The sequence below is a fragment of the Rhodobacteraceae bacterium M382 genome (assembly GCA_025141015.1).
Taxonomy (GTDB): domain Bacteria; phylum Pseudomonadota; class Alphaproteobacteria; order Rhodobacterales; family Rhodobacteraceae; genus Aliisedimentitalea; species Aliisedimentitalea scapharcae.
On the sequence record CP081098.1, the window covers coordinates 2,600,006 to 2,616,353 of the forward strand.

Genomic DNA, 16,348 nt, shown 5'->3' on the forward strand with positions numbered 1-16,348 from the left:
CCGAGAAGCCGCCAAACATAACAAAGCGCAACTGATCGGGCGCAGATAAACCCTTGATTTCCAGCAATTGCAACAGGGTTATTCCGCCCAGTGGATCACGGTTTCGGACAAAACCGCCTGAATAGGTGCCTCTTCGGGCGGCAAAGACATCGCCCGCATCAAGGCCTCGCGCTTTTTCGAGCCATAGATCACCAGATGTTTGGACAACGCCCCGTCCAACACCCGCGCACTCAGGCTGATGCGGGTTTCGGGCTGGGTTTGTGGTTTCAGAACACTCAGGATCGGTGCGTGCTTGTCCAAGGCGGCCTCCAATCCGGGCGCACCGGGAAACAGGGATGCGGTGTGCATGTCTTCGCCCATCCCCAACAACAGAACCGACAAGGGCAGTTCGGGCGCAATCACGGCTTCCAATTCGGGCAGCACATCTTCCGGCTGCTCCGCCGGTGTGTGCAACGGCAGATATCGCGCCTTGGCTGCCCTGTTCACCAACAACCGTTCCCGGATCAGTTTTTCATTGGACCGAGGGTCCGAATTGGGCACCCATCGTTCATCCGTTGGCAAGACATGTACCCGGTCCCAAGGCAGATCCGCCGCACATAGATCATCAAATATCGGCCCCGTCGTCGACCCACCCGCAACCGCAAGAGACGCCGTGTCATTGTGGAACAGATGACCGTCCAATTCGCCAGCCAATGTGCTTGCCAGATCAATCGCCAGCATGTCCCGATCCGGATATTCAACAATATTCATGGGTTGATACCTCGCCATTCCCGTCCGTCCCTGCGCATCAACAGATCTGCGTCCGTCGGCCCTGCACTGCCGCTGGGATAGGGTTTGGGTGCATCGCCCCGCGCCTCCCAACCGGCAATAATCGGGTCCGTCCAGGCCCAGGCCGCTTCGACTTCGTCGCCGCGCATGAACAATGTCTGATTGCCCCGGATCACATCCGTGATCAACCGTTCATAGGCGTCCGGCGGATCACCGCCGTCCGGCCCCAGGGCCTCGGCGAACGTCATGTCCAATGGCACATCCACCAGCCGCATCCCGCCGGGCCCAGGTTCCTTGATCGTCACCTTGAGCGTGATGCCTTCGTTGGGCTGCAGCCGGATCGACAACAGATTGGCGTGACGCCCCGCCTCTTCGCCAAAAATCGAATGCGGCGCATCCTTGAACATCACATTGATCACCGAAGACCGCGCCTTGAGCCGTTTGCCCGTGCGCAGGTAAAACGGTGTCCCCGCCCACCGCCAATTCGACAGATGGGTGCGCAGGGCAATGTAGCTTTCCGTGGTGCTGCGGGGTTCACCCACCGATCCGCGATAGCTGGGATGGGGGTGATCGGGATCCAGACAGGCTTCGAATTGGCCGCGCACAATATGGTGTGGCAGAACCGCATCCAGCGCCCGGATCACCTTGAGCTTTTCATCACGCACCGCGTCGGGGTCAAATTTGGCGGGGGGCTCCATGGCAATCAGGCAGAGCAGCTGCATCAGGTGGTTCTGGATCATGTCCCGCATGGCCCCGGCCCGGTCGTAATACTCTTCTCGCCCGTCCACACCCACTGTTTCGGCCACGGTAATCTGGATGTGGTCCACGTACTGGCTGTTCCACAAGGGTTCGAACAACATGTTGCCAAATCGCACGGCCATCAGGTTCTGGACCGTTTCCTTGCCCAGGTAATGGTCGATGCGGTAAATCTGACCTTCTGCGAAGTGGCGCGCCAAGGTGGCATTCAATGCCTGTGCGGACTCCAGATCATGACCAAAGGGCTTTTCCACCACGATCCGGGTATCGGGGCCTGCCATGCCGTGATGGCGCAACCGTTCAGCCAAGGGGCCGAACAATCGCGGACCGACGGAAAAATAAAACACCGTGACCCGCCCGGCGGCACATCCTTCGAGCTTGTGAACCAGTTCCGGCCAGCCAGTTTCCCCCATCGCGTCCAGAGGCACGTAGTCCAGACGGCTCAGGAACTCTTGGACTGTTCCATCTTCGCAGGAGCGCGTTCCGCCATAGGTTTTGATCGCCTTGGCACAAAATGCACGATAGGCGTCGAGGGTCATGTCAGAGCGCGCCGCGCCAATGATCCGGGCACTGTCAGGGATGTGACCTGTGCAGAACCGCCGGAACAATGCAGGCAGGATCTTGCGTTGCGCAAGATCTCCAGTACCGCCGAACACGACCAGATCGAACGGATCGACCGGTATGATGCGAGAAACCATAATGTCTGTCCTATCCCCTGTCTGTTCGTCAGTCATCCCTTAGTCATACCACTGACCAACACGGAAACATCACAACCTTGTCAGTCTCCTACTCAACGACTTTAACTTACTGGCTGCCATAGGCTAGAGCTATTGCGACCAGAGCGAGCAGGAATTCCCGAATGAAAGACACAGTACCGCCTACTGCGCCATCTTCAGCCAATGTCGGAAAATTCCAAGACCCTTTTGTGACGGCTGACGGATCCGAACGCGCGTCCGTACCGCTCAGCCACCCCGAAACCCTGTGGTTCAACACAGGAACCTTGTGCAACATCGAATGTGAAAACTGCTATATTCTCAGTTCCCCAACAAATGACGCGCTGGTCTATTTGACGCTCGCAGAGATGGTCCCGTATCTGGACCAGATCGGTGAACGCAAATGGCCAGTGCGTGAAATCGGATTTACCGGCGGCGAACCGTTCATGAACCCGGACATGATCGCCATGACCCGGGCGGCGCTGGAACGTGGGTTTGATGTTCTGATCCTCACCAATGCGATGCGCCCTATGATGCGCAAATCCATGCGCCAGGGTTTGATCGACCTGAACACCGACTTTCCGGGCAAGATCACGATGCGGGTTTCTCTCGACCATTTTCGCCCCGCGCTCCACGACAAGGAACGCGGCACCGGAACCTTTGACAAGACGCTCGAAGGCATGGCCTGGTTGCGCGACAACGGGTTTCGCATGGCCGTCGCCGGGCGCACGGTTTGGGGCGAGAGCGAAGAGCAATCTCGCGCCGGTTACCAGGCATTTTTCAAACAGAATGGATTTGAAATCGACGCGCATAACCCAGGCCAGACGGTTCTGTTTCCCGAAATGGACATGACTGTCGAAGTTCCTGAAATAACAACGTCCTGCTGGGGAATACTGAAGAAAAAACCAGCAGAAGTCATGTGCGCGTCTTCGCGCATGGTGGTCAAACGCAAAGGCGCAGATCACCCGACCGTTCTGGCCTGCACGCTGCTGGCGTATGATAAAGAGTTCGAACTTGGCGAAACGCTGAAGGACGCGGAACGGGACGTACAGCTGAACCACCCGCATTGCGCCAAATTCTGTGTTCTGGGCGGAGCCAGCTGTTCGGCCTAATTCAACTCTGGCGATTTCCAGTATTTTGTGCCGGTGGCCGAGGCATTGACCCGCCAGCCTTTTTTGCCGAGCGCGAAAAAGGCACGGCCGTCGACAAATCTGGCAACTTCCTGTGCCGTATCGTCGCCGACCATCGTGCCACCTTCGGCAGTGGCATCATACCCGTTGTTCACAAAGGACAGGAAATCCCCTTCTGTGGAAAACATGATGACAAATTGGGTCGCAAACCCACCAACTCCGAACGCCGCACCAACGCCGCCTGCCCCCATATTCATGTAGATACGGCTTCCGGTGGTTTTATTGACTGCCACACCGCGACCAAAACCGGCCGAAACCGGAAACAGCGTGATGTTTCTGGAATCAAAAACCGCATACCCTTCCGAGATGGCATAGGCTTCGCGGGCGGATGCATTTTCGGCCAATAATCGCGTTTTGACCTCAATGGCCATCGCGTCGATTTCGGCGCGCGTTTGTTCGGGTGTGTCTTCGTTGGAGGCAAGATCGACAGCCGAACCAACTGAATCCCCGACATAGTTCACGCCTTTTTCAACCGAATTTCCAACTGAATTTATGCCGTTTCCAATGGATTCTCCGGCCTTCTTTGCGCTATTGGAAATTTTCCCGAACACCCCGTCCGCGCCAGCGGGTCCATGTCCCGACGCAAACACCAGTGCCAACGCAGAAACGATCGTTGCGATCAACTTGTTCGACATGAAATGCCCTTTTGTGCGACGTGAGGATCTAGTTGATAGTAAACTCCCCAACCACATTACGCCACTCTCCTGGCGCAATCATCTTGCGGTGCGAAAAACGCACGGAATGCAAGGGGCCATCCAGGTCGGATTGCCAGAATTCGATGAATTTGAACAGGTTCGGGTGATCTGGTGCCAGATCGTATTCCTGCCATACAAATGTATTCAGAACGTGGGTGTAATCAGGCATGCAATAGGTGAATTCCGCCGTTGTCAGCCCGTATCCCTTCAGCATCAATTCGGTTGCGTTCTGCTCCATATTTGACCTCCGTTTCAAAGGGTGGTCAGGACATGCTAACATAAATTTTGTTAATTCTTCGCAAAAACATAACGTTACCGTATCTGGGAGAGGACTGGACCGCTTTGCCCCCGAGTTTGGTTGCACGTCATATGCTGTGTCTGATAGAGTGCACACACAAAATATAGTCCCAAAGACAGAAACGGGCAGAACACGTGAGCGATACGCCTCAAACTCCTGAAAACATGGACGAAACCCCACCTGAGCGGCCAGCATACGACGGTCCGACGGTCTCCATCGAATCCGAGATGAAGACCTCGTACCTTGACTATGCGATGTCGGTCATTGTCAGCCGTGCGATCCCCGATCTGCGCGACGGGTTGAAACCTGTGCACCGACGCATCCTGTATGCAATGCATGAAACCGGGAATACGCACGAAAAATCCTATCGAAAATCGGCCCGTCCGGTTGGCGACGTCATGGGTAAATACCACCCCCATGGGGACAGCGCGATCTATGACGCGCTGGTACGGATGGCCCAGGATTTTTCGATGTCGCTGCCGCTGTTGGATGGTCAGGGCAACTTTGGATCGATGGACGGGGACAACCCGGCAGCCATGCGATATACCGAAGTGCGCATGGACAAACCTGCGGCGTCTTTGCTGGCTGATATTGAAAAAGATACCGTTGATTTTCAGGACAACTATGACGGCAAGGACCGCGAACCCACGGTTCTGCCTGCCCGTTTCCCCAACATGCTGGTCAATGGTGCCGGCGGTATCGCCGTTGGTATGGCCACCAATATCCCGCCGCATAATTTGGGCGAAGTGATTGACGCCACGCTCGCGCTGATCGACGATCCGGATTTGACCAGCGAACAGCTGATTGACTATGTTCCCGGTCCCGACTTTCCGACAGGTGCGCTGATGCTGGGCCGCTCCGGTGCGCGCAAGGCCTATCTCGAAGGCCGTGGCAGCGTCATCATCCGCTCCAAAACCCGTGTCGAAGAGATCCGCAAGGACCGATATGCCATCGTCGTCGACGAGATCCCCTATCAGGTCAACAAGGCTTCGATGATCGAAAAGATCGCCGAACAGGTGCGCGAGAAAAAGATCGAAGGCGTCGCCCATGTTCAGGATGAATCCGACCGTAACGGTGTGCGTGTCGTGGTCGAACTGAAACGCGATGCCACCCCCGAAGTCGTGCTGAACCAACTGTTCCGGTTCACTCCGATGCAAACGTCGTTCGGCTGCAATATGCTGGCTCTGAACGGTGGACGCCCAGAACAGCTGACGCTGCGCCGCTTCCTGACGTCGTTCATTGATTTCCGCGAAGATGTGGTGGCGCGCCGGACCGCGTTTTTGTTGCGCAAGGCGCGCGAACGCAGCCACGTGCTGTGCGGTTTGGCCGTGGCCGTCACCAATATCGACGAAATTGTAACCACGATCCGGCAATCCGCAGATGCGGCTGAGGCGCGCGAAAAGCTGATGACGCGGCGCTGGCCCGCCCAGCCGATCCTGGAATACATCGCCCTGATCGACGATCCGACACATACCGCCAATGAAGACGGAACATACAACCTGTCGGAAACCCAGGCCCGGGCCATTCTGGAACTGCGTCTGCAGCGCCTGACCCAGATCGGGGTCAAGGAAGTCACCGACGAATTGGAAGAGCTGGCAGGCAAGATCAAGGAATACCTTGAAATCCTGTCTTCGCGCGAACGCATCATGGGAATCATTGGCGATGAGCTGCGCGAGGTGCGGGATCAATTCGCCGTTCCGCGTCGCACCGAGATCGTCAACTGGTCCGGTGACATGGAAGACGAAGACCTGATCGAACGCGAAGACATGGTCGTGACCGTGACGTCGGGTGGGTATATCAAACGGACCCCTCTGGCAGACTTCCGCGCCCAGAAACGCGGCGGCAAAGGGTTGTCGGGTATGCAGACCAAGGAAGAGGATGTCGTTACCAACCTCTTTGTCGCCAATACCCATACCCAGTTGCTGTTCTTCACCACTGACGGGATGGTCTACAAGCTCAAGACCTGGCGCCTGCCCCAATCGGGCCGGACTGGCAAAGGCAAGGCCATCGTCAATATCCTGCCGATTCCAACCGGGGTTTCCATCGCCGCCATCATGCCGGTCGATGTGCCGGACGACGAATGGGAAAACCTTCAGATTGTCTTTGCCACAACTGGTGGCGATGTGCGGCGTAACCGACTGTCGGACTTTACCAATGTCCGGCGCAACGGCAAAATCGCAATGAAGCTGCCCGAAGATGGGTCTGTCGAACTGGTCAATGCCCGGATCTGCTCCGAGGATGACGATGTCATGCTCTTTACCAATTCCGGTCGCGCGATCCGTTTCCGCACCACGGATGTCCGCGTGTTCAATTCACGCGAGTCGACGGGTGTTCGCGGGATCCGGCTGTCCAATGGGGACCGGGTCGTGTCGATGTCGGTGATCCGCCATTTCGAAGCTGGCCCCGAAGACCGGGCTGCCTATCTCAAGATGCGCCGGGCCGTGGCTGGGTTGACCGACGAGGACAGCTCGGACGAAGATTCAGTCCCAGCCAGTGACGAATTCGGGCCAGAGAAATACGCCGAAATGTCCGCCGCAGAGAACCTGATCCTTACCATTACCACCGGAGGGTCGGGCAAGCTTAGTTCGTCGCACGATTACCCTGTGCGTGGGCGTGGTGGTATGGGCGTTGCCGCCATGGACAAGGCAATGCGTGGTGGCGAAATCGTCGCCTCTTTCCCGGTGGATCTGGACGATCAGATCATGCTCGCAACGTCCAAGGGTCAGTCGATCCGGGTGCCGGTGGATGGAATTTCCTTCCGCTCGCGCAGTGCGGGTGGCGTGCGGGTGTTCAACACTGGCAAGAACGAGGAAGTGGTCAGCGTTGCCTGGATCGCCGAACAGGACGACGACAAGGTCGACGACGAAGACATCTGAAACTGATAACCGCCTTTTGGTCGGGGATGTCTCTCATGTCCCCGACCAAAAGGCTCACAATACACAAGGCCCGATGTTCAGTTTCGAACACCGGGCCTTTTCCTTGCGATCATTTACAGGTCTCTTCTGTGGGGGCGGCCCCCAGAGACTGCGCGCACTTACAGCCCGTAGAGCGCTCCGAATTTTGCTTCGAGATAGTCCAAAAGCGGCTCGGGCCCCGGCTCCATGCCGCTGGCGCGGGTGATGATGCTACGGGGTTCGTACAGGCTGCCATGCTGTTGCAGGTTTTCGCGCAACCATTCCGTCGCCCCAGAGGTTTCCCCCACAGCCAGCTCTGCATCCAGATCCGGCACCGCCGTCCGCAGCGCCTGATACAGGCACCCGGCATAGACGTTGCCCAGGCTGTAGGTCGGAAAATACCCAAACAGACCTACGGACCAATGCACATCCTGCAGACAGCCGTTGCTGGGCCGGTCCACACCATAGCCGAAATCGGATTCAAACCGATCATTCCAGGCGGCTTCCAGATCGCCAACCGCCAGATCCCCGGCCATCAACGCCCGCTCCAGATCAAACCGCAACATGATGTGCAGGTTATACTGCACCTCATCCGCTTCGGTCCGGATATATCCGTTGTGCACCCGGTTCACAGCACCATAGAACGCATCCGCATCGGCCACACCAACGTCGCCAAAAGCCTCCTGCATCTGTTCGAACAACCAACCGGTAAAGGCGCGCGACCGCCCCAGTTGGTTTTCGTAAATGCGGCTCTGGCTTTCGTGTACGCCCATCGACACACCGCGCCCCAACGGGGTCAGCAAAAAGGATTTGTCGATGTTCTGTTCATAGGCACCGTGCCCGACTTCGTGGATGGTTGAATAGAAACAATTGAAGGGATCGGTTTCGCTGGTCCGCGTGGTGATCCGCACGTCGTCGCCCGACCCCGAGCTGAACGGGTGCACCGCCTTGTCGACACGCCCATGGGCCATGTCATAGCCAAAGGTTCTGGCCAGTCGGCGGGTCAACTGCATCTGCTTGGATTCATCAAAGGTGCCTGACAGACCCGCCGGGGTCGGCATTTCCAAAACAGCCGCGCGCAGATCCACCAGGCGGGGTCGCATTGCGTCAAAGATCGCCGCGATCTGGGCCCCGGTGGTGCCTGGTTCATAATCTTCGACCATGGCGTCATAGACATCCCCGTCGCCCGCCAACGCCTGGCCCTCTTCGCGCTTCAGCGCTACGACTTCTTCCAGAACCGGCAAAAAGCTGGCCACATCTTCGTCCGACCGGGCCGCTGCCCATTTACCCTGAGCTTGGGAGGTGACCTGGGCAATGCGTCGCGACAGGTCGGCCGGCACCTTGCCCGCCCGTTCATATGAGCGACGGATTTCACGCAGCTGTGCGGTCGCCACATCATCGTCAGCCTCGATTTGCTCCAGCCAATCTCCAACACGGGGGTCCGACCGGCGTGCATGAAGAACACCTTCGATGGCGGCCATTTCCTCGCCCCGTTGAGACGCGGATTCGCGTGGCATCATGGTTTCCTGATCCCAGCCCAACCGGCCTGCAATCTGGCCCAACGCCTGCGTGTCGCGCTGAAATGCCATCAAGTCATCAAATGCAGTCATGGATCAGGATCCTTTAATTTTCGTCACAATTGGATAAGCAGAGAGGAACCGGGCGCGCAGGATCAGCACCCAAACCACCACAGCCGTCAGCTGATGAACAATGGCCAGATGCAGCGGCGCGATATACAAAACCGTCACAATGCCCAAAGTGACCTGTAACAGCAACGCTGCAAAGGCCACATTGAACGCAAAGCGTGTCGCCACATGCGCCGAGCCACGTCCGCGCAACCAGGCCACCACCGCAAAGGCGAGCAGCAGATAGCCCACAACCCGATGGATGAACTGGACCAACCCCGGGTTTTCAAAGAAGTTACGCCATGCGGGTTCCAGGTACATCGCATCCGCAGGGAAGAATTGCCCGCCCATCAACGGCCAGTCGGTGAATGTCCGCCCCGCATCAATACCGGCAACCAATGCGCCCAGCAGGATTTGCAGGAATGCAAAATGCAGCAGCCCGGTAGACAGCCCATACAGCTTTGCCTCCTTGCCCCGGCGGGCCTGCATCAGGTCGCGTTCCTGGCGCCCCAGCATGAACACATACCAGGCGATCACGCCCAGGATCACAAAGGCGAGCCCCAGATGCACCGCCAACCGATACGACGCCACGGCCGTCATGCCTTCGCCCTGTGTCACGCCAGACGCAACCATCCACCAGCCGATCGCGCCCTGCACACCGCCCAAGGCCCCCGGCAGGATCAACCGCCCGGTCCAGCCGGTCGGGATCTTGCGCGCAACCAGAAACCCAAAGAACCCAAGCGCCCAGACCAGCCCGATAAAACGGCCCAATTGACGATGGCCCCATTCCCACCAATAGATCTGTTTGAAATCAGCCAGTTCCATCCACTGGTTTTCCAGCTGCCATTGGTCGATCTGCTTGTATTTGTCAAATTCCGACTGCCAGTCAGACTCGGACATGGGCGGCATCGCCCCGGTTACAGGGCGCCATTCGGTGATCGACAGCCCGCTGTCTGTCAGCCGGGTCAACCCGCCCACGACGATCATTGCCACGACCAACGCAAACAGCACCATCAACCAGGCGCGAATGGCCTGACGTGCGCCGCCGCGTCCCCGGTCGATCATGCCCGGTTGAACAGCTGGGGCCTCAGCCTTGCTGCCATCCACCTCTTCGAAAATGCTGCGCTTGCTCATGCGTCGCTCTCTTCCCTCTTCTGGGCCTTCAATTCCCCGCCCGTCTTTTAGGCCAAGCTAGGGCCGACGGCACCCAGCGTCCAGTGCCTCTGAACGCCGGTAATCCTCAGCCTTTTTCTTTCCACCGCACCATCTGGCGCATGATGCCATGCAGCATCTGAATATCTGCGCGTGTCATCGCGACCCGCGACCACAGATTGCGCAGGTTCAACCGCATGCTGTCGGCCTTTTCAGGTGGCCAAAAAAACCCGGCCTCATCCAATCGCTGTTCATAATGCTCAACCAGCTTTTCGACCTCGACCCCGGTTGCCCAATCGCCCTTGTTGCCGATCTCATGGGTTTCATGGGCCACATCACCGACCTGACGCATCCATTCATAGGCTGTCAGCAACACACATTGACCCAGGTTCAACGACGCATATTGTGGATTCACGGGAACCGAGATGATGGCGTTTGCCCTGGCTATGTCATCGTTTTCCAACCCGGCCCGTTCCGGACCGAACAGAACTGCGACCTGTTCGCCTGCCGCCACCTTTTGCGCCGCGATCTGCATCGCGCGCTCGGGACTGTAGACTGGTTTTGTCATGTCGCGTTGCCGCGCGGTGGTGGCAAAGGTGAACGTGCGGTCTCCCAGCGCGCCCTCCAGGTCGCCATACAGCTGCGCTTCGTCCAGCAGACGTCCGGCACCAGAAGACATTGCAACCGCCTTTTGGTTGGGCCAGCCATCGCGCGGTGCCACGATCCGCATCCGGTCCAGGCCAAAATTCCACATCGCCCGCGCAGCGGCACCGATGTTTTCGCCCATTTGCGGGCGCACCAGAACAAAGGCGGGTTGAGGGGTGTCGCTGGGCATCTTGGTCTCCGTAACCATCGGCGGGTCAATCGGCCCTGCTGTAATGTGCCAGGACCAGCAGGGCAAGGGAGCCAACCCGTTTCAACAGGCAAATCGCCCCGATCCTGCGCGCAACGCTTGCACCGCTGGTGGTTTTCGCTAAACACCGGGCAGACCACCCAACGCAGGAGCCGGAACCATGGTTGACAGTGCTGAGCAGACACACGAACAGCCCCAGATCTATCTGATCACTCCGGCGCAGATCGAATTGGGCCGGTTTTCCGACGAGCTGGCCCGAATTCTGGACACAACCGAAATCGCCTGTGTGCGGATGGACCTGGTCAGCCGCGAAGAAGACACCCTGTCGCGGTCGGCCGATGCGCTGCGCGAAATCTGTCACGCCCGCGATGTTGCGCTGGTGATCACGGATCATCAGATTCTGGCCGAACGGCTGGGGCTGGACGGGGTCCATCTGAGCGACGCCACCAAACCGGTCCGCACCGCGCGCAAGGCGCTGGGACCCGATGCCATTGTCGGCAGCTTCTGTGGTGGATCGCGCCATGACGGGCTGACCGCAGGAGAAGCCGGCGCGGACTATATCAGTTTTGGTCCCATTGGAGTCTCTGGGTTGGGTGACGGGCAGCAGGCCGAACTGGAACTGTTTCAATGGTGGTCCGAAGTCGTCGAAGTACCGGTTGTCGCCGAAGGCGGCCTGACGACTGATCTGGTGCGCCAATTCACGCCCTATACGGATTTTTTCGGGATCGGCGATGAAATATGGCGTCACGAAGATCCACAGGTCGCGCTGGCCGAGCTGATCGCTGCAATGCAGTAGTCGACCGGGTCAGGTCAAAAATACCCGTTCGACGAACCAATAGGCCCCGATCAGCGCAATGGTCAACGACGCGGGCATCGCCACCCGTCCACGGTATTTCGGGTGGCGTCCAAACCACAGGCCCACGGTCAAAAACGCAGCTGCGATCACCGCCAGCTGACCCAATTCAACCCCGATGTTGAACCCCAACAGCGCCGCCACAAATTGATGAGGCGGCAGGCCGAATTCACCCAGCACACTGGCAAACCCCAATCCGTGCAACAGCCCAAATCCGAACACCATGACCGGCCGCCACCCGTGCAGGCGGCGCACGATGATGTTTTCGACTGCCACATAAACTATGGATGCGGCGATCAGCGGCTCGACAATGCCCGGGTTGACCTGCACCACGCCGTTGGCCGCCAGCGCCAAGGTGATCGTATGCGCAACAGTAAAGGCGCTGATCTGCCACAACAATGGGCCCAGACGGGCGCTGAGAAAGAACAGCCCCAGCACAAACAGGATGTGATCGGTTCCCTTGGGCAGGATGTGCTCGAGCCCGACCGGGATATAGTCGATAAACACCTCCCACGGGGACAACGCCGCACCGCCGGCCAGCGTTATGGATGGGCTGGTTTCGCCGCCCTGCAAATAGCCGGTATAAGGTTCCTCAACCCCCTGTTGGCGTAACACCAGCCCACCAGACCCATCCGGCCAATGCACATTCAACCACGCCACACCTTGCGGGAGCAGCCCGGACAACACCAGATATGAGGCACGCGGCAGATCGGCGTCCCCGACCGCAGGAATACGAATGTCCGACAAGACCAAAGGCACCGACCCATCCGGCACCATGGTCAGATCCTCCAGCCACTCTTCGGCAAAGGCGCGCACCATCGGGGCCAATTCATCCTGTTCGAGGCTTCGTAACAGGTCATAATCAGCAGCCTGCGGGGTCTCATTGGTGTCGGCCAGATCATCCAGATCAATCCCCGCCACAAACGCTTCGACATTCAGTCTCAGCTCCAGGCGAACCGTGCCCTCAGACACCGTCAGGTCTCCGATCGTCGGGGTCACTTCGTGCGCCTGTACTGGCGATACAAACTGTAAAACGCTTGACACCAGCCAGACAAATGCCAGCTTCAGTGTCCACACCTCCAAGGACTTTGCGACCCTCGTGCCCCTGCTCATGCGTCTTTGCCCCTTTGTTTTTTTCTGTGCGCTTTGCCTGATTGGGCCGCGCCTGGCCCTTGCACACGAGTTTTGGATTGCCCCCTGGAAATATCAAGCGGAAAGCACAGACTCCCTTGCGGCAGATTTTCGAAATGGCGAAGGATTCATGGGATCCGAACTGGCCTATTTCGACACTCAGCTGCAACGCGCAGATATCATGATCGGCACCGCCATCACGCCATACAAAGGCCGGTTGGGCGATATTCCGGCGATGACATTTCAGCCACCCCAAGACGGGTTGCTGACGGTGGGTGTCGTCACCCAACCCGCACAGGTCAAATACAAGAGCTGGGAAAAGTTCGTCGCCTTTGCCACACATCAGGATTTCAGGGGGCTCTTGGATCGTCACCTGTCCCGCGGCATTCCTCAGGTCGATTTCTGGGAAAGTTACACCCGCTATTCCAAATCCCTGATTGCGGTCGGGCATGGACGGGGCCAGGACACGGATCGTGGCATGGAGACAGAATTCATCGCGCTGGCCAATCCCTATCGGGACGATTTGAATGGGACCCTGCCCGTGCGGTTGATGTATCAGGGGATGCCCCGCGTGGATGTCCAGGTCGAAGTCTTTGCCAAATCGGCGGAGGGGACCGTCACAACCCGGATGATCCGCACCGATGACCAGGGCATTGCCACTGTTCCGGTACAGGCGGGTCAGGAATACCTGTTGAACGCAGTGATTGTGCGCCCTGCCCCCGATGACGCCCGCCCGGTCTGGGACACACTGTGGGCCACGCTTACCTTTGCGTTACCCGGTGACTGAGCCCGCTTGCGCCCTGCGCGCTTTGACGGCATGAAGGCAGCCATGCAACAGCCAGCCAAGTTTGACATTCTCTGTATCGGTTCAGTCCTGTGGGACGTGATCGGGCGGTGTTCGCAAGACATGCGCCAGGGATCTGACATGCCGGGGCGGATCACCCGCCTTCCTGGCGGTGTCGCGATGAATATCGCCATGACCTTGGTCCGGTTCGGCCTGACACCTTCGGTGCTGACCGCCATCGGCCGCGACCCAGAGGGCGACGAACTGATCACTGCCTGCCAGCGCTTGGGCGTCACGACTGATATGGCTTATCGCTCGGACGATTTGCCCACCGACCGTTACATGGCGGTCGAAGGGGCCAATGGTCTGATCGCGGCCATCGCGGATGCGCATTCGCTTGAGGCAGCAGGCGACAAGATCTTGCGCCCGCTGACAGATGGTACATTGGGGTCGGCCCGGGCCCCGTTCGCCGGTCCCATTGCCCTGGACGGGAATCTGACCCTGACCCTGCTGGACGACATCGCCCGCCACCCGGCCTTTGCCCGCGCCGACCTGCGCGTGGCACCTGCCTCGCCGGGCAAGGCCGAACGCCTGCGCCCGTTTCTGTCCGCCTCGCATGGCACGCTGTATGTGAACCTCGAAGAGGCCGGGTATCTGTGCCAAAGCACATTCACCAGTTCCCAAGCCGCCGCAATCGCCATGATCGACCGAGGTGCCGCCCGGGTTCTGGTCACCGATGGCGGGGCTTCGGCCACCGAAGCCCGCACAGGCACCGATCCCATCACCCTGATCCCCCCTCGGGTTCAGGTCGCCCGCGTGACAGGCGCAGGTGATACCTTCATGGCGGCCCATATTGCCGCTGACCTTGGCGGGGCCTCCCGCCATGACGCTCTCAAGGCCGCGCTGCATGCAGCGGCCACCTATGTTTCCGGAGAACCTCCCCTGTGAACACGTCCATGATCGACCTGCAATTTTCCGCCGAAGTCGCCACCGCCCGCGCCACTGGCCAACCTATCGTGGCTCTGGAAAGCACCATCATCACGCATGGCATGCCTTATCCGCAGAATGTCGAGGTCGCCGCCCAGGTCGAAGCCGATATTCGCACCGGTGGTGCCATCCCTGCCACCATTGCCGTCATCGACGGCCAGCTGCACATCGGGTTGGAAGCGGATCAGCTGCAGGCATTGGGTCAGGCCCAAGGCGTCGCCAAACTGTCACGCGCGGATATGGCCGCCTGCATCGCGACAGGTGGCACCGGCGCAACCACTGTGGCCGCCACCATGATCGCGGCACATCTGGCCGGGATTCATGTCTTTGCCACCGGCGGCATTGGCGGCGTTCACAAAGGAGCCGAAAACTCATTCGACATTTCGGCCGATCTGCATGAACTCGCCGCGACACCCGTGACCGTGGTCGCAGCCGGAGCCAAGGCAATCCTGGACGTGCCAAAGACACTGGAAGTGCTGGAAACCCTGGGGGTACCTGTGATTGCCCACAGGCAGGATACCTTCCCCGCCTTTTGGTCGGCAGGATCAGATCTGACCGCGCCCTTGCGCATGGACGACGCCGCCCAGATCGCACGCGCGCATGTCATGCGCACCCGGATGGGGCTGCCCGGCGGGCAATTGATCGCCAACCCGATTCCAACCGATGCGGAAATTCCGGCACACACCCTGGCCCCGATCATTGCACAGGCCCAATCCGAGGCCCACGCCCAGGGAATAGCAGGCAAATCCGTTACGCCCTTCCTGCTGCAACGCATTTTCGAGCTGACCGAAGGCCGGTCTCTGACGGCAAATATCGCTCTGGTCCGCAATAACGCCCGGCTGGCCACCCGCATTGCCCGCGAAATGACCAACTTGTGACGCTCGACCCCGGGAATCCCGCGCTGCCCCATTGTCGCCGGGGATCATTGCCCCTAGGTTCTGCCTGCCAACACGGGAAATTCCATGACCACGCCCTTTGAACACGAACCGCACCGCCGCCCCGGTCTGTTTGCCCGGCTCAGATCATCGTTCCTGACCGGAATTGTGGTGATTGCCCCGGTCGGGTTGACGATCTGGCTGTTGTGGTCAGCCATGGGCTGGGTCGATAGCGTGGTGCTGCCGCTGGTGCCAAAAACTGTCCTGCCAGAGCAGTATATCGGCATCAACCTGCGCGGCATCGGGCTGATCATCTTCTTTTTGTTCACCATCGTGGTGGGCTGGGTCGCCAAGGGCATCATCGGGCGGTCCCTCATCGGGTTTGCCGAAGGGCTGGTAGAGCGCATGCCTGTGGTCCGCACCGTCTATTCCGGGATCAAACAGATCTCGGAAACGGTCTTTGCCCAATCCGAACGCAGTTTCGAAAAGGCCTGTCTGATCCAATATCCGCGCCGCGGAATCTGGGCAATCGGCTTTGTTTCAACCACCGCACGTGGCGAAGTGTCGGATCGGGCCGAAACCGGCGGGCGGTTGTTGTCGATCTTTGTCCCGACCACGCCAAACCCGACATCGGGTTTCCTGCTGTTCTTTCCCGAAGAAGACGTAATCGAGCTGGACATGTCGGTCGAAGAAGCCGCCAAATTGGTGATTTCCGCTGGCCTCGTCTATCCCAATTCCAAAGATCCGACCGTCCCGGCAGACACAGACGACTGA

General features: G+C 58.9%; 15 protein-coding genes. 7 read left to right on the top strand and 8 right to left on the bottom strand.

Going from position 1 to position 16,348, the window contains the following annotated elements; genetic code table 11:
- Positions 1-78: 78 nt before the first annotated feature.
- Together pgl and zwf are read right to left on the bottom strand one after the other, a co-directional pair.
- Positions 79-750 (bottom strand): 6-phosphogluconolactonase, encoded by a 672-nt coding sequence (gene pgl, locus K3727_12150; GenBank protein ID UWQ89575.1) that lies wholly within the window; start codon positions 748-750, stop codon positions 79-81.
- Positions 747-2,222: a glucose-6-phosphate dehydrogenase gene (zwf, locus tag K3727_12155; GenBank protein UWQ89576.1), complete on the bottom strand. Its 1,476-nt coding sequence runs from the start codon at positions 2,220-2,222 to the stop codon at positions 747-749. Before zwf ends, pgl begins: the two co-directional genes overlap by 4 nt.
- Before the next feature lie 161 nt (positions 2,223-2,383).
- Between zwf and K3727_12160 the strand changes: the two genes are divergently transcribed.
- Complete coding sequence (locus tag K3727_12160) at positions 2,384-3,349, top strand: radical SAM protein (GenBank protein UWQ89577.1); 966 nt, start codon at positions 2,384-2,386, stop codon at positions 3,347-3,349.
- Here the strand turns inward: K3727_12160 and K3727_12165 are convergent.
- Both K3727_12165 and K3727_12170 read right to left on the bottom strand, forming a co-directional pair.
- Complete coding sequence (locus tag K3727_12165; protein UWQ89578.1) at positions 3,346-4,062, bottom strand: hypothetical protein; 717 nt, start codon at positions 4,060-4,062, stop codon at positions 3,346-3,348. The two genes, K3727_12160 and K3727_12165, sit on opposite strands and share 4 nt — an antisense overlap.
- Positions 4,063-4,090: 28 nt before the next feature.
- The gene (locus tag K3727_12170; protein UWQ89579.1) at positions 4,091-4,360 is read right to left on the bottom strand and encodes an usg protein; all 270 of its coding nucleotides are present in this window, start codon (positions 4,358-4,360) and stop codon (positions 4,091-4,093) included.
- A gap of 194 nt (positions 4,361-4,554) precedes the next feature.
- Here K3727_12170 and gyrA point away from each other — a divergent pair, with 194 nt between their 5' ends.
- A complete protein-coding gene (gene gyrA, locus K3727_12175; GenBank protein ID UWQ89580.1) occupies positions 4,555-7,296 on the top strand; it encodes a DNA gyrase subunit A in 2,742 nt (913 codons plus the stop codon).
- A gap of 158 nt (positions 7,297-7,454) precedes the next feature.
- On the opposite strand, the gene K3727_12180 is transcribed toward gyrA, so the two are convergent.
- From K3727_12180 to K3727_12190, 3 genes are all read right to left on the bottom strand, one after another.
- A complete protein-coding gene (locus K3727_12180; GenBank protein ID UWQ89581.1) occupies positions 7,455-8,924 on the bottom strand; it encodes a carboxypeptidase M32 in 1,470 nt (489 codons plus the stop codon).
- Positions 8,925-8,927: 3 nt separating this feature from the next.
- Complete coding sequence (locus tag K3727_12185; protein UWQ89582.1) at positions 8,928-10,073, bottom strand: COX15/CtaA family protein; 1,146 nt, start codon at positions 10,071-10,073, stop codon at positions 8,928-8,930.
- Between the two features lie 106 nt (positions 10,074-10,179).
- The gene (locus tag K3727_12190; protein ID UWQ89583.1) at positions 10,180-10,926 is read right to left on the bottom strand and encodes an RNA methyltransferase; all 747 of its coding nucleotides are present in this window, start codon (positions 10,924-10,926) and stop codon (positions 10,180-10,182) included.
- A gap of 178 nt (positions 10,927-11,104) precedes the next feature.
- Between K3727_12190 and K3727_12195 the strand changes: the two genes are divergently transcribed.
- Positions 11,105-11,740, top strand: coding sequence for a thiamine phosphate synthase (locus K3727_12195; GenBank protein UWQ89584.1), 636 nt, complete (start codon positions 11,105-11,107; stop codon positions 11,738-11,740).
- A gap of 9 nt (positions 11,741-11,749) precedes the next feature.
- Here K3727_12195 and K3727_12200 read toward each other — a convergent pair whose 3' ends face one another.
- Entirely contained in the window at positions 11,750-12,910 is a 1,161-nt protein-coding gene (locus tag K3727_12200) for a HupE/UreJ family protein (protein UWQ89585.1), read from the bottom strand.
- Between K3727_12200 and K3727_12205 the strand changes: the two genes are divergently transcribed.
- The 4 genes from K3727_12205 (at position 12,909) to K3727_12220 (ending at position 16,348) form a co-directional block, all read left to right on the top strand.
- A complete protein-coding gene (locus K3727_12205; GenBank protein UWQ93358.1) occupies positions 12,909-13,715 on the top strand; it encodes a DUF4198 domain-containing protein in 807 nt (268 codons plus the stop codon). The two genes, K3727_12200 and K3727_12205, sit on opposite strands and share 2 nt — an antisense overlap.
- A gap of 30 nt (positions 13,716-13,745) precedes the next feature.
- Entirely contained in the window at positions 13,746-14,660 is a 915-nt protein-coding gene (locus tag K3727_12210) for a bifunctional hydroxymethylpyrimidine kinase/phosphomethylpyrimidine kinase (protein UWQ93359.1), read from the top strand.
- A gap of 8 nt (positions 14,661-14,668) precedes the next feature.
- Positions 14,669-15,577 (top strand): pseudouridine-5'-phosphate glycosidase, encoded by a 909-nt coding sequence (locus K3727_12215; protein ID UWQ89586.1) that lies wholly within the window; start codon positions 14,669-14,671, stop codon positions 15,575-15,577.
- An 84-nt stretch (positions 15,578-15,661) separates the two neighbouring features.
- The gene (locus K3727_12220) at positions 15,662-16,348 is read left to right on the top strand and encodes a DUF502 domain-containing protein (GenBank protein ID UWQ89587.1); all 687 of its coding nucleotides are present in this window, start codon (positions 15,662-15,664) and stop codon (positions 16,346-16,348) included.

Bases quoted from the DNA above. Each gene is read 5' to 3' on its own strand.
- K3727_12200 (UWQ89585.1), bottom strand. From the start codon at position 12,910: ATGAGCAGGGGCACGAGGGTCGCAAAGTCCTTGGAGGTGTGGACACTG.
- K3727_12215 (UWQ89586.1), top strand. From the start codon at position 14,669: ATGATCGACCTGCAATTTTCCGCCGAAGTCGCCACCGCCCGCGCCACT.
- K3727_12205 (UWQ93358.1), top strand. From the start codon at position 12,909: ATGCGTCTTTGCCCCTTTGTTTTTTTCTGTGCGCTTTGCCTGATTGGG.
- K3727_12195 (UWQ89584.1), top strand. From the start codon at position 11,105: ATGGTTGACAGTGCTGAGCAGACACACGAACAGCCCCAGATCTATCTG.
- K3727_12185 (UWQ89582.1), bottom strand. From the start codon at position 10,073: ATGAGCAAGCGCAGCATTTTCGAAGAGGTGGATGGCAGCAAGGCTGAG.
- pgl (UWQ89575.1), bottom strand. From the start codon at position 750: ATGAATATTGTTGAATATCCGGATCGGGACATGCTGGCGATTGATCTG.
- K3727_12220 (UWQ89587.1), top strand. From the start codon at position 15,662: ATGACCACGCCCTTTGAACACGAACCGCACCGCCGCCCCGGTCTGTTT.
- zwf (UWQ89576.1), bottom strand. From the start codon at position 2,222: ATGGTTTCTCGCATCATACCGGTCGATCCGTTCGATCTGGTCGTGTTC.
- K3727_12210 (UWQ93359.1), top strand. From the start codon at position 13,746: ATGAAGGCAGCCATGCAACAGCCAGCCAAGTTTGACATTCTCTGTATC.
- K3727_12170 (UWQ89579.1), bottom strand. From the start codon at position 4,360: ATGGAGCAGAACGCAACCGAATTGATGCTGAAGGGATACGGGCTGACA.
- K3727_12165 (UWQ89578.1), bottom strand. From the start codon at position 4,062: ATGTCGAACAAGTTGATCGCAACGATCGTTTCTGCGTTGGCACTGGTG.
- K3727_12180 (UWQ89581.1), bottom strand. From the start codon at position 8,924: ATGACTGCATTTGATGACTTGATGGCATTTCAGCGCGACACGCAGGCG.
- K3727_12190 (UWQ89583.1), bottom strand. From the start codon at position 10,926: ATGCCCAGCGACACCCCTCAACCCGCCTTTGTTCTGGTGCGCCCGCAA.
- K3727_12160 (UWQ89577.1), top strand. From the start codon at position 2,384: ATGAAAGACACAGTACCGCCTACTGCGCCATCTTCAGCCAATGTCGGA.